Below are 13,387 nucleotides of genomic sequence, written 5' to 3' on the forward strand. Positions count from 1 at the left end.
CTGTGGATAACTCGGGGACGGCCGGAGAACACTGAATCGACTGTGCACAGCCGTCCACAGCTCGACCAGAATTCGTCCACCACCGGCCAACACCCCGAAAACCGTTCCGAACTGGGAAAAAGCCGGTTCTCCACAGGCTCCACAGGCCCTATGACTACTACTGAGTTCTATCTAGGAAATCTCTTTAAAAGTAGATCTGTGCACAACGTCGCCTCGCGTGCGCTCGTCACGAGCGCACAGCTCGACGAAACCAGCCCAAGCCACCCCCGCCTCGGCGTCGCGTTCTACAGTGGAAGCCCAACCCGAAGAAACGACTCCAGGCGAAGGTGACTCCCAGGCATGAAATTCCGTGTTGCTCGCGATGACTTTGCAGACGCAGTTGCCTGGGTTGCCCGCAGCCTGCCGTCGCGCCCACCGGTTCCCGTCCTCGGCTGTGTGCTGATCACCAGCACCGACACCGGTCTGACCGTCTCCGGCTTCGACTACGAGGTCTCGGCTCAGGAGAGCCTTCCCGCTGAAATCGCCGAACCCGGAACCGTCCTGGTCTCCGGGCGTCTCCTCGCGGACATCACCAAGGCATTGCCGAACAAACCGGTCGACGTGGTACTCGACGGCTCTCGAGTCGCCATCACCTGTGGCAGCGCCCGTTTCTCGTTGCCGACGATGCCGGTGGAGGACTACCCGCAGCTGCCCGACGTCCCGAGCGTCACCGGCACTGTGCCCTCGAGCGTGTTCGCCGAGGCGATTTCGCAGGTCGCGGTCGCGGCGGGTCGGGACGACACACTTCCTATGCTTACCGGCGTACGCGTGGAGATCGACGGCGACAAGGTCGTTCTCGCCGCCACCGACCGATTCCGCCTCGCCGTCCGTGAGCTCGAGTGGCAACCGACCGATGCCGGCGCCACCGGCGCCGTGCTCGTCCCGGCCAAGACACTTTCTGAGTCGGCCAAGACCGCGGGTTCGGAGACCGGGTCCGACGTCTCGTTGGCATTCGGCACCGGCTCAGCTATCGGCGGCGAGGGCATTCTGGGCATTCTGGGCTCGAGCAAGCGCACCACCACTCGACTGCTCGACGCCGAGTTCCCCAAGTTCCGTCAGCTGCTGCCGGCGAGTCACACGGCGGTCGCCAGCATCGAGAGCGGTCCGCTCCTCGAGGCCATCAAGCGTGTCGCCCTCGTCGCCGAACGCGGCGCTCAGGTGCGGATGGAGTTCAGCGAGGGATCGGTTCTGCTGACCGCGGGCGGCGACGACGCGGGCAAGGCCGAAGAAGAACTGCCGGTGAACTTCTACGGCGAACCGCTGACCATCGCGTTCAACCCGGCGTATCTGCAGGACGGCCTCAACGCCATCGGAGCCAACGCCGTCGACTTCGGCTTCACGACGCCGAGCCGCCCAGCCGTGCTGCGTCCGGCTACCGGCGATGAACCCGTCGCCGACGAATCCGGCGCATACGTCGCACCTGATTCGGCGTTCAGCTATCTGCTGATGCCGGTTCGACTCCCCGGCTGACCGGCCCCAGGTGTTCGTCCGCGAGCTGACCCTCCGCGATTTCCGGTCCTGGCCACAGGTGTCACTGTCGTTGCGGCCCGAAGCCACGATCTTCGTGGGCCGCAACGGATTCGGGAAGACCAACCTCGTCGAATCACTGTTCTATCTGACGAATCTGCGGTCACATCGGGTCAGCTCCGACGCCGTGCTCGTACGGACCGGCGCGGCGGATGCACAACTCACGGCCACCGTCGAGCATGCCGGTCGTGAGCTCACTGTCGACCTGACCGTGCGTAGCGAAGGCTCCAACAAGGCCGCCATCAACGGCCGTCCGGTACGACGAACCCGCGAGGTCGTCGGAATCCTGCGATCGGTGCTATTCGCACCCGAGGATCTGGCGCTCGTCCGCGGCGAACCCGCCGATCGGCGTCGATTCCTCGACGAGATCGTCGCGAACAGGGGCCCGGGGGCCATCGCCGACAAAGCCGACTACGACCGCGTGTTGCGTCAACGATCCGCATTACTCAAATCCGCAGCCGCCGCCATGCGGCGAGGTGGCAGCGAGGCCGCGTCGATCATCTCCACTCTCGATGTCTGGGATGCACAACTCGCGGGCTTCGGCGCCCGGGTGACCGCCGCGCGCATCGACGACGTCGCAAAGCTGAATCCGCTTTTCACCCAGGCGTATTCGGCGATCGCACCGCATTCGCGCCCGGCGTCGCTGACCTACCGGTGTTCGCTGGGACCGGAGGTGATCAACCCCGACGGCAGCGCCGTCGACACCGCGGCCATCGAAGCGCTGATGATCGAGAAGCTCGCCGCCGTCCGTGGCAAGGAGATCGATCGGGGCCAGTCGCTGCTCGGCCCGCATCGCGACGACCTTGACATCGTGCTCGGCTCCGACGTAGCGAAAGGCTTTGCCTCCCATGGAGAATCGTGGTCGCTGGCGTTGTCGTTGCGGCTGGGGACAGTCGAGCTGCTGCGGACCGAGGGCATCGAGCCGGTGATCATGCTCGACGACGTGTTCGCCGAGCTCGACGCCGCGCGACGTACCCACCTCGCGACCTTCGTCGAATCCGCCGAGCAGCTGCTGATCACCGCCGCCGTCGCCGAGGATCTGCCGGACGGGATCGGCGGGCGCATCATCGGCGTCGATATCGAGGACAATGAGGGTGAACGTCGTTCCCAGATCCGCGAGGTGAGCCATGAGCGGTGATGCACAGTCGTCGGCATCGGCGTCGGACGGGCTAGAGGGCCTGTCCGGCTACGAACTGGCGCGCAAAGCGCTCGAGCAGGCCCGTGCGCAGGGGAAGGTCGTCGGGAAGGGCAAGGCGTCGCCGGTCCGACGCGGCGCGGCCGGCGGTCGGACCCGCAAGCGGTGGTCGGGACCCGGACCCGACGGTCGGGATCCGCAATTGTTGGGCGTGTTGACCGGCCGGCTGGCCAACGACCGCGGCTGGAAACCGAGGATCGGGGAGGGAACGGTCTTCGCGCGATGGCCCGACATCGTCGGTGAGGAGATCTCCGCCCACGCCACCCCGACGTCGTTGCTCAACGGAATCATGCAGGTCCAGGCCGAATCGACGGCATGGGCCACCCAGTTGCGCTACGTGCAGGCGCAGATTCTGGCGAAGATCGCGGCTGCCGTCGGCGACGGAGTGGTGACGTCGCTGCGGATCACCGGGCCCAAGCCGCCGTCCTGGCGCAAGGGCGAGCGCCACATTTCCGGCCGCGGTCCACGCGACACCTACGGGTAGTCGCTGACAGCCTGCTGAGCAAGATTTTCGTTCCACACCCACAATCGGACCGCGATCACGTCTCGTTCGTCGTTCTGTGCGCAAATCAGCGTGGCGCAGCGCTACCTCTAGTTCGTTCACCAAATGACCAAGTACTATGTAGGGGTGCCCCGTCGAACACTCGGCGCGGGGCCCATCACCTGCGGGGTAACACCTGGTCTGTCCCAGACCTAAACGTGCAACGACGCCGATGCGTTCGCGTGCGGTGAGCAGCGACATAGAACAGGAGCGGACGCACGTCGTGACCGACACCAACAGTTCCGACTCGTCAGCCAGGGGCTCGAAGAAGAGTTCCGATTACGGCGCCGATTCCATCAGCATTCTGGAGGGCCTCGAGGCCGTCCGCAAACGCCCCGGTATGTACATCGGTTCTACCGGTGAACGCGGTCTGCACCATCTGATCTGGGAAGTCGTCGACAACTCGGTCGACGAGGCGATGGCCGGCTACGCGTCGCAGGTCGACGTGACGTTGCTCGCCGACGGCGGTGTCCAGGTGGTCGACGACGGTCGTGGCATCCCCACCGACATGCACAAGACCGGAGTCCCGACCGTCGAGGTCGTGATGACGCAACTGCACGCCGGCGGCAAGTTCGACTCGGACGCGTACGCGGTGTCGGGCGGTCTGCACGGCGTCGGTATCTCCGTGGTCAACGCGCTGTCGACCAAGGTGGAACTGTCGATCAACTACGGCGGCTTCCACTGGGAGCAGTCCTACGACCACGCCGTCCCCGGACCGCTCGACAAGGGCGCGGCCACCCGCAAGACCGGTACCACCGTACGGTTCTGGCCCGACGCGAACATCTTCGAGACCACGACGTTCAGCGCCGAGACCGTCGCGCGCCGGCTGCAGGAGATGGCCTTCCTCAACAAGGGCCTGACCATAACCCTCACCGACCAGCGCCTCTCCGACGAGGCCGCCGAGGCCGAAGCCGAGATGGGCGGCGACGGTGACGACACCGCCGAGAGCGTCGGCAACAAGGAAGACAAGGCCAGCCGTGTCGCGCGGATCAAGACGCGCACCTATCACTACCCGGACGGCCTCGTCGACTACATCAAGCATCTCAACCGCACCAAGAACCCGATTCACAACTCGGTCATCGGCTTCACCGGCAAGGGCACCGGCCACGAGGTCGAGATCGCCATGCAGTGGAACAACGGCTACTCCGAGTCGGTGCACACCTTCGCCAACACGATCAACACCCACGAGGGCGGCACCCACGAAGAGGGTTTCCGCGCGGCGCTCACCAGCACGGTCAACAAGTACGCGGCCGACAAGAAGCTGGTGAAGGAGAAGGACGGCAAGCTCACCGGCGACGACATCCGGGAGGGTCTCGCCGCGGTCATCTCGGTGAAGGTCGGCGACCCGCAGTTCGAGGGCCAGACCAAGACCAAGCTCGGCAACACCGAGGTCAAGGGCTTCGTGCAGAAGATGTGCAACGAACATCTCGCGCACTGGTTCGAGTCCAATCCGGCCGAGGCGAAGATCATCATCAAGAAGGCGTCGGACTCGGCGCAGGCGCGCATGGCCGCACGCAAGGCGCGAGAGTTGGTGCGCCGCAAGACCGCAACCGACATCGGCGGCCTGCCCGGCAAGCTCGCCGACTGCCGCAGCAACGATCCGTCCAAGTGCGAGGTCTACATCGTGGAGGGCGACTCGGCGGGCGGCTCGGCCAAGTCCGGGCGCGACTCGATGTACCAGGCGATCCTTCCGCTGCGCGGCAAGATCATCAACGTCGAGAAGGCCCGGATCGATCGCGTTCTGAAGAACGCCGAAGTGCAGTCGATCATCACGGCCTTCGGCACCGGCATCCACGACGAGTTCGACATCTCCAAGCTGCGCTATCACAAGATCGTGTTGATGGCCGACGCCGACGTTGACGGACAACACATTTCGACGCTGCTGCTGACTCTGCTGTTCCGCTTCATGCGGCCCCTCGTCGAGCACGGGCATGTCTTCCTCGCGCAGCCGCCGCTGTACAAACTCAAGTGGCAGAAGGGCGCGGCACCCGACTTCGCCTACTCCGACCGTGAGCGCGACGCCATGCTCGAGGCCGGTAAGGCAGCGGGCAAGAAGATCAACACCGACGACGGCATCCAGCGCTACAAGGGTCTCGGCGAGATGAATGCGAAGGAATTGTGGGAGACCACAATGGATCCCGACGTGCGCATCCTCCGCCAGGTCACCCTCGACGACGCCGCGGCCGCCGACGAACTGTTCTCCATCCTGATGGGTGAGGACGTCGCCGCGCGCCGCAGCTTCATCGCGCGCAACGCCAAGGACGTCCGCTTCCTCGATGTCTAGACGATCCGCCCCCGACGACGCGCGCCGAATCGACATCGCGGTGAAAACTGTTGGGGCACAACATTGTTACGGCATCACTGACTTCGAAGGTGCGAAACTTCAATGACTGACACCACTTTGCCACCCAGCGGCACCGACGACGACGGCGGTCGCGACCGCATCGAACCCGTTGACATTCAACAGGAGATGCAGAGCAGCTACATCGATTACGCGATGAGCGTCATCGTCGGTCGCGCGCTGCCGGAGGTCCGAGACGGCCTCAAGCCGGTGCACCGACGCCTGCTCTACGCGATGAACGACGCCGGCTTCCGCCCGGACCGCAGCTACGTCAAATCGGCGAAACCCGTTGCCGAGACGATGGGTAACTACCACCCGCACGGCGACACCGCGATCTACGACGCCCTGGTGCGTCTGGCGCAGCCGTGGTCGTTGCGTTATCCGCTCGTCGACGGCCAGGGCAACTTCGGCTCCCGCGGCAACGACGGCGCTGCCGCGATGCGTTACACCGAAGCCCGGCTCACGCCGCTGGCGATGGAGATGCTGCGCGACATCGACGAAGAGACAGTCGATTTCATTCCCAACTACGACGGCAAGACGCAGGAACCGACGGTGCTGCCGTCGCGCATCCCCAATCTGCTGATCAACGGTTCGGGCGGCATCGCCGTCGGCATGGCCACCAACATCCCGCCGCACAACCTCAATGAGGTCGCCGACGCGGTGTTCTGGGCGCTGGCCAACCCCGAAGCCGACGAAGAGGCGACGCTCGCCGCCTGCATGGAAGCGGTCAAGGGCCCCGACTTCCCGACGGCCGGTCTGATCGTCGGGGGACAGGGCATCAAAGACGCCTACACCACCGGCCGCGGTTCCATCCGGATGCGCGGCGTCGTCGACGTGGAGGAGAACAAGGGCACCACCACCCTCGTCATCACCGAGTTGCCCTATCAGGTCAACCCGGACAACCTCATCGCGTCGGTCGCCGAGCAGGTCAACGAAGGAAAACTCAAGGGCATCAGCCGAATCGAGGATCAGTCGTCGGATCGTGTCGGCATGCGCATCGTCGTCACGCTGCGCCGCGACGCGGTCGCCAAGGTCGTGCTGAACAACCTGTACAAGCACAGCCAGCTGCAGACCAACTTCGGCGCCAACATGCTGTCCATCGTCGACGGCGTGCCGCGTACCCTGCGCCTGGATCAAATGATCCGGCTGTATGTGGCGCATCAGATCGACGTGATCGTCCGCCGGACCCGCTACCGGTTGCGCAAGGCCGAAGAACGCGCGCACATCCTGCGCGGCTTGGTGAAAGCCCTTGACGCACTTGACGAAGTGATCGCGTTGATCCGAGCGTCGGCGAACACCGACGAGGCCCGCCGCGGGTTGATCGACCTGCTCGACATCGACGAGATCCAGGCCGATGCCATCCTCGCGATGCAGCTGCGCCGACTGTCGGCACTCGAGCGACAGAAGATCATCGACGAGTTGGCTGACATCGAGCGCGAGATCGCCGACTTGAAGGACATTCTCGCCAAGCCGGAACGCCAGCGCGCCATCGTCCGCGATGAGCTCGCCGACGTCGTCGACAAGTACGGCGACGAGCGTCGCACGAAAATCGTTGCGGCAGAAGGCGATGTGACCGACGAGGACCTCATCGCACGCGAAGACGTCGTCGTCACGATCACCGAGACCGGCTACGCCAAGCGCACCAAGACCGACCTGTATCGCAGTCAGCGCCGCGGCGGCAAGGGTGTGCAGGGAGCCGGACTCAAGCAGGACGACATCGTCGCGCACTTCTTCGTCTGCTCCACGCATGACTGGTTGCTGTTCTTCACCACCAAGGGACGGGTCTACCGTGCCAAGGCATACGAACTGCCCGAGGCCAACCGCACCGCGCGTGGTCAGCATGTCGCGAATCTCCTCGCGTTCCAACCGGAGGAGCGGATCGCGCAGATCATTCAGCTCAAGTCGTACGCCGACGCGCCGTATCTGGTGCTCGCGACCCGCAACGGTCTGGTGAAGAAGTCCAAGCTGGAAGATTTCGACTCCAACCGGTCCGGCGGCATCGCCGCGATCAACCTGCGCGGCGAGGACGAACTGGTCGGCGCACAACTGTGCAGCTCCGACGACGACCTGCTGCTGGTCTCCGACCACGGACAGTCGATCCGCTTCAGTGCCACCGACGAGGTGCTGCGCCCGATGGGCAGGCAGACGTCGGGCGTGCAGGGCATGCGATTCAACGACGAGGACAAGCTGCTCTCGCTCAACGTCGTCGTGCCGGACACCTATCTGCTCGTCGCGACGTCGGGCGGCTACGCCAAGCGGACCGCGATGGACGACTACCCGGTGCAGGGCCGCGGCGGCAAGGGCGTGCTGACGATTCAGCACGATCGTCGCCGTGGAAACCTCATCGGCGCGCTCATCGTCGACGACGACACCGAGCTGTACGCGATCACCTCCGGTGGCGGGGTGATCCGCACCGCGGCCAAGCAGGTCCGCAAGGCCGGCCGACAGACCAAGGGTGTCCGCCTGATGAACCTCGACGAAGGCACTACGCTGTTGGCGATTGCCCGAAACGCGGACGAGCCCGACGAGGAACTGTCGAGCGACACGACCGGTAAGAAGTAACGTCGGTACCGTGAGATCAACGTCCGCGCACCGCGCCGGACCCACCGCCCGCATCGTCGATTCAAGGAAATGTCATTGAGCACAGCGAATGAGCCAGATGAACACAAGGTCGACGGTGCGGGATCGTCGTCCGGCGGCCAGGCGGCCCGGGCCACGGTAGTGCCGCCGTGGCAGCGCGGCCAGGCGGCCACGGCAACCGAGTCGTCGGAGACCGAGTCGGGCGAGCGCGGCGGCCCGCCACCGCGCGGCGTCGTGAGCGGGACGCCCAGGGGCGAGGCGAGCGCGTCCGACGATGCCGATGCGCCGACGCCGACGACCCCGCCGGCGTCGGGGGAGCGTAAGCCGGACACATTCGTCGAGTCGCCGACGCGCCACATCGACCGGTCCAATGTGGCGACGCAGAATCTGCCGGATCTCGATGCGATCCACCATGCGGAAAGCGCCAAGGCGGCCAAAGCGGTGCCGACGTCGACGCGTTCGATTCCCGCGCAGGTGGGTCCGGGGCGCGCGCTGCGGGCGTCGGTGCAGATCCGTCGGATCGATCCGTGGGCGATGTTCAAGATCTCCGCGGTGCTGTCGATCGTCGGATTCTTCGTGTGGCTGATCTCGGTGGCGGTGCTGTATCTGATCCTCGACGGCATGGGTGTCTGGGATCAGGTCAACAGCTCGTTCGGCACGTTGACGACGGCTGACGGATCGTCGGGCGGTGGTGACATCTTCGGAGCGGGCACCATCTTCGGCTGGGCCGTCGGGCTTGGGGCGATCAATGCGATTTTGCTCACAGCGTTGGCCACCATCGGAGCGTTCATCTATAACTTGTGCGCCGATCTGATCGGTGGCGCGGAGGTCACTCTCGCCGACCTCGATTGATTCAAACCGGGTGTGACCTGCGCGGATGCCACCGTTTTGATTATTGGTGGCATCCTGCGGTAATCTCACTTCTCGGTTCAAGGGCCTATAGCTCAGGCGGTTAGAGCGCTTCGCTGATAACGAAGAGGTCGGAGGTTCAAGTCCTCCTAGGCCCACCGCGAACGTCGAAGAGATTCGGCCGACGCAACCCGATGAAGTCCGGGAGACCGGAACGGGGCCTTAGCTCAGTTGGTAGAGCGCTGCCTTTGCAAGGCAGATGTCAGGAGTTCGAATCTCCTAGGCTCCACAGCAAAGACACCTGAAAGCGACCGTCGATCGACGGTCGCTTTCGTCGTCCGCGGCGCCGATCGCCTTGCGACGCTAGTCAGCCAGCCACGCCCCGTGCAGCCCGGCAGGAACCCGCTGTGGCATCGCGATCTCCGCTATCGGTCCATGATCCAGATCGTCGGCCGCGAGTATGACGAACCCCGACGTTCCGTCTCGCGGATCGTTGGTGAAAGCCCCCCAGTACTCGTTCTTGGTTCCCGGCAGGAAGATCGGTTCGCCGTAGACCAGACCAGGCTCAGCGACCAGCTGATCGGCCCCAGTATTCATGTCGAAGAACCGCAACGCATTCATCGGGCCTGGACCGTCGTCGACCTTTCCGACGGTCGAGATCCACCGATGTTCGCTGGTGCTCAGCCGGTCGTCGATGCGGGGAAACTCGATGTCGTGTGACGCTCGGGCGTCGCGGGTGATGTCGCGTGTCGCGGGGTCTATGGTCGCCCGAACGAGTCTCGACGTCGCCGGTTGCCCAACATCGGCGAAGCCGCCGGGGTAGGTCCACTCGACGTAGTCGACGACGACGGTGCCGTCGGTGCCGTCGAAGGCGTTCGCGAAATGCCACACCCAGAACGCGTCGGTGTCGAGCCAGGTGATCGGCGACCCGTCGCGAGGTATCAATGCGATGCGAGTCCCGGCGTCGGGGCGCCAGTCGAGCACCGAACCACCGGTCATCGCAGCGGCGATGTCGAAGACCAGGGGGCACAAGAACAAGACGACGTAAGTGGGCGTGAGCGCCATGTCGTGGATCATCAGCGACTGCGTAGCGCCGGCCACTGGCGTCGGAGGACGGCTGCACGTGCCGTCCGGCGCGACTACCGCCCACGTCAGATACGGCGCCTCGAGGAGATAGTTGAACAACACCAGCTCGCCCGTCGTCGGATCGAGTTTGGGATGCGCGGTGCTGCCTACTGCCATCGCGCCGTCGCAGGTCTCCCGTCCCAGCGTCGCGAGGTCGGCGGGATTCAGCCCATACGGCGGAGCCGATTCCGCCATCGCGAGTAGCCGCCCGCCGTGGCGCACGATATTGATGTCGGGAAGGTCACGTGTGGTGCCCGCGAGTGCGGGCCCCACCTCGTCGGCGTCCGGTGTCCACAAATCGGTCACGCCCGGCCAGATGGCATGGCCGACCTTTTCCTCTTCGACGACCATCGGTGTTCGAACGAAACGATTGACGTAGTCTGCCCGCCCCTCCCGAAAGGTCAGCCGATGGACCATGCCGTCGCCGTCGAGCGGGTACACGTAGCGCCCCAACGGGTCGAATCGGGGGTTGGGTCCGTTACGCAGATAGGCGCCGTGCAAATCGGCGGGTATCTGCCCGGTGACCGCCAGGTCGTCGACCGAGATCTCCGTACGCTGTGGCGCGAAGACCCCGGTCAAATGACTGTGGTGGGCGACGTCGACGGGTGTGGGGCGGGCGAACGGATCAGCAGTTGTGGGCATCTTGAAGACTCCCGACTCGAAGGTTCCGGTGTTTACCGTCACAACGCGACGTCCCTAATGCTACAAGTTTTCGTTGTGTGTCGGTGATTCTCTGATCCACGCCGGTCGTCTGAGAAACGGGTGCTGCAATTGTCCAGCAAGACGGGTGAAGTCATCACCGAGTCCTTCGACTACGACGGTGGCCGCTGTGTCAGCGTCTACGTTCCGCGGCGCGCGGTGGAGGCAATCGTGTTCGCTGGGGACGGCCAGTTGATCGCGTCGTGGGGCGCGGAGGTGGAGCGCGCCGGTGCTCCGGCGACGATGGTCGTCGGCGTGCACCGACCGGCGGACGAGACGGAGCGTCTGCGCGAATACTCGCTCGGCTTCGATCCAGAGCGATTCACGGCGCACGAACGGTTCTTCACCGACCAGGTTCCAATTTGGATTGCCGCGGCGTTCGGAGTGTCGATGCCGGTGAAGCGCACCGCTGTAATGGGGGTCTCGGCGAGTGGCGAACTGGCGGTCGCCCTGGGCCTGCGGCATCCCGAGTTGTACGGGGCGATCCTGTGTGCCTCTCCGGGAGCCGGCTATCGCCCGCCCGCCGAGTTGTCCCCTCCGATTCCACACGCCTACTTCGTGGCAGGCGACCAAGAGCCGTTCTTCCGCGACAACGCCGCCCGCTGGGTCCACGCGTTGCGAGCGGCCGGCACGGAGGTCGTCGCAACCGAACGACGCGGGACGCACGGCGGCCCGTTCTGGCGCGAAGAGTTCCCGTTGATGGCCAAGTGGGCCTTCGGGACGTAGCGCCGCCACGCGACTGGTCGTGAAACCGGATGCCGTGGCCGCCCGAGGAAGCAACCACGGTCGTATCCGGGTCGGAGATGCGGATCAGTCTCGCGACCTGCGCGCCTCACCGTCGACGATGGTGTTCGTGAGGATCCCGAGACGGTCGACTTCGACCTCGACGACGTCGCCGGGCTGCAGGAGCCAGGCGGGGGTTCGGGCGTAGCCCACGCCCGACGGTGTGCCGGTCGCCAGTAGGTCGCCGGGCCGAACGGTGAACGTGCGCGAGATATGCGCGAGTGTGTCGCCGACGGTGTAGACCATCTCGTCGGTGTGAGCGTCCTGCACGGTCTCGCCGTTGACGCGTGTGCTGATGTGCAGTCCATCGCGCAGGTCACCCACCTCGGCGGCGGGCACGAGCGGACCGACTGGGCCGGATCGGTCGGCGTTCTTACCCAGAATCCACTGCGAGGTGAGCTTCTGTGCGCGTCGGGCGGTGAGGTCGTTGAAGGTGGAATACCCGACGACGGAGGCGAGCGCCTCGTCGGGAGTCGCGTCGATGAGTTCGGCACCCACCCAGGCCATCACTTCACCTTCCCAGTCGAGGCCGTCCTCGTCGGCAGGCACGGGAACGTCATCGCCGTCGACGGTCAGCGACGTCGACCAGCGGGCGAAGAGGGTTGGGTATTCGGGCAGGGGTTCGGACCGATAGCTGCCCTCGGCCACGTGTTTGAGGTAGTTCAGTCCGATGCAGATGACTCGGGCGTCCGGGAGCACGGGCGGGACCAGCGTCACGTCGTCGCGCCGGAGGACTTCACCCCCGCCGCGCGCGATGTGTTCGCCGGCGGCCGACCAGAAGTCCGACAGTTCCGCGAGGACGGAGAGGGTCTGCCCGTCGTCGGCGAGGTCCGCGACCTCGACGAGGTCTGAACCGGTGCGGGTGATTCCTACGAGTCGCATGTGTGCTCCTGAGATTGATCAAAATAAAACTTACAAACCCTTCTAAACCTTCGCAGGTTTATGGTTCTATGGAGACTATGCCTGAAGAGACACCACGTAAGCAAGGGTCACGCGCCCCGCAATCCAAGGTGTTCGTCGCCCGTGCGGGGGCCTTCGCTCAACGCACCCGCGCCGAGGAGTTGGCTGCGGCGCTCGATGACCGCATCCGTTCCGAGCGTCTGGCGGTCGGAGAGCTGGTCGGCACGCTGGACTCGTTGCGGGCCGAGACCGGCTTCGCGTACTCCACCGTCAGTGAAGCGGTGCGGCTCCTACGCGATCGCGGAATTCTCGAGATCCGCCCCGGTCGAAACGGCGGATTGTTCGTCGCCGAGTCGGGCCCGGTGGTCCGGATGCGACACACGCTGCTCAACGTGTCGGAAGCGCCGGAAACGGTTGCCGACGCGATTGAACTGCGTGATCACCTCGAGGCGTTGATCGACGTCAGCGCCGCACGACACTGCACCGACAGCGATGCCGCGGAACTCACCGGGCTACTGGAAACCATGCGCGCGGCGTCGACCTGGGATGACTTCCTGCACGCCAATTGGGCGCTGCACGAGCGGATCGCGGCGATCTGCCCCAACGAAATGGCTCGCGCCGTCTACGTCGGAACGCTCGGGCACCTGGGGAGCACCTCTGCGCGAATCGATGACAGCGACGCCGACGAATACCGCCGTCGGAGAACACAGATTCACGTCGATCTCGTCGACGCCATAACTCGTGGTGACGAGCAGGCCGTGCGCGAGGCCGTCGCCCGCCATAACAACACCACCGTGTGAAAGGAACA

10 protein-coding genes and 2 tRNA genes are annotated in these 13,387 nt (G+C 65.0%); 10 read left to right on the plus strand and 2 right to left on the minus strand.

Going from position 1 to position 13,387, the window contains the following annotated elements:
• The first annotated feature begins 339 nt into the window (after positions 1-339).
• The 8 genes from dnaN to HH308_RS15405 all read left to right on the plus strand — a co-directional run bounded on the left by dnaN (position 340) and on the right by HH308_RS15405 (position 9,361).
• Positions 340-1,509 (plus strand): DNA polymerase III subunit beta, encoded by a 1,170-nt coding sequence (gene dnaN / locus HH308_RS15370; protein ID WP_170195100.1) that lies wholly within the window; start codon positions 340-342, stop codon positions 1,507-1,509.
• A 10-nt stretch (positions 1,510-1,519) separates the two neighbouring features.
• Entirely contained in the window at positions 1,520-2,704 is a 1,185-nt protein-coding gene (gene recF / locus HH308_RS15375; RefSeq protein WP_170195101.1) for a DNA replication/repair protein RecF, read from the plus strand.
• Entirely contained in the window at positions 2,694-3,245 is a 552-nt protein-coding gene (locus HH308_RS15380) for a DUF721 family protein (protein ID WP_170195102.1), read from the plus strand. The genes recF and HH308_RS15380 overlap by 11 nt, the downstream gene beginning before the upstream one ends.
• Before the next feature lie 280 nt (positions 3,246-3,525).
• Positions 3,526-5,586, plus strand: coding sequence for a DNA topoisomerase (ATP-hydrolyzing) subunit B (gene gyrB, locus HH308_RS15385; protein ID WP_170195103.1), 2,061 nt, complete (start codon positions 3,526-3,528; stop codon positions 5,584-5,586).
• A gap of 102 nt (positions 5,587-5,688) precedes the next feature.
• On the plus strand, positions 5,689-8,205 hold the full coding sequence (gene gyrA, locus HH308_RS15390; RefSeq protein WP_170195104.1) for a DNA gyrase subunit A: 2,517 nt from the start codon (positions 5,689-5,691) through the stop codon (positions 8,203-8,205).
• A gap of 75 nt (positions 8,206-8,280) precedes the next feature.
• Entirely contained in the window at positions 8,281-9,075 is a 795-nt protein-coding gene (locus tag HH308_RS15395) for a DUF3566 domain-containing protein (RefSeq protein ID WP_246284634.1), read from the plus strand.
• An 81-nt stretch (positions 9,076-9,156) separates the two neighbouring features.
• Positions 9,157-9,230 (plus strand) — tRNA-Ile (locus tag HH308_RS15400).
• A 58-nt stretch (positions 9,231-9,288) separates the two neighbouring features.
• Positions 9,289-9,361 (plus strand) — tRNA-Ala (locus HH308_RS15405).
• Between the two features lie 74 nt (positions 9,362-9,435).
• Here the strand turns inward: HH308_RS15405 and HH308_RS15410 are convergent.
• Positions 9,436-10,839: a carotenoid oxygenase family protein gene (locus tag HH308_RS15410; RefSeq protein ID WP_170195193.1), complete on the minus strand. Its 1,404-nt coding sequence runs from the start codon at positions 10,837-10,839 to the stop codon at positions 9,436-9,438.
• A 129-nt stretch (positions 10,840-10,968) separates the two neighbouring features.
• Here HH308_RS15410 and HH308_RS15415 point away from each other — a divergent pair, with 129 nt between their 5' ends.
• Positions 10,969-11,622: an alpha/beta hydrolase-fold protein gene (locus HH308_RS15415; protein WP_246284635.1), complete on the plus strand. Its 654-nt coding sequence runs from the start codon at positions 10,969-10,971 to the stop codon at positions 11,620-11,622.
• Between the two features lie 84 nt (positions 11,623-11,706).
• Here HH308_RS15415 and HH308_RS15420 read toward each other — a convergent pair whose 3' ends face one another.
• The gene (locus HH308_RS15420; protein ID WP_170195107.1) at positions 11,707-12,561 is read right to left on the minus strand and encodes a fumarylacetoacetate hydrolase family protein; all 855 of its coding nucleotides are present in this window, start codon (positions 12,559-12,561) and stop codon (positions 11,707-11,709) included.
• Positions 12,562-12,638: 77 nt separating this feature from the next.
• Here HH308_RS15420 and HH308_RS15425 point away from each other — a divergent pair, with 77 nt between their 5' ends.
• Positions 12,639-13,379 carry a FadR/GntR family transcriptional regulator gene (locus tag HH308_RS15425; RefSeq protein WP_170195108.1) on the plus strand — a complete coding sequence of 247 codons (741 nt, stop codon included), beginning with the start codon at positions 12,639-12,641 and terminating at the stop codon, positions 13,377-13,379.
• The last annotated feature ends 8 nt before the right edge of the window (positions 13,380-13,387 follow it).

The organism is Gordonia asplenii (assembly GCF_012933505.1).
GTDB classification, from domain to species: domain Bacteria; phylum Actinomycetota; class Actinomycetes; order Mycobacteriales; family Mycobacteriaceae; genus Gordonia; species Gordonia asplenii.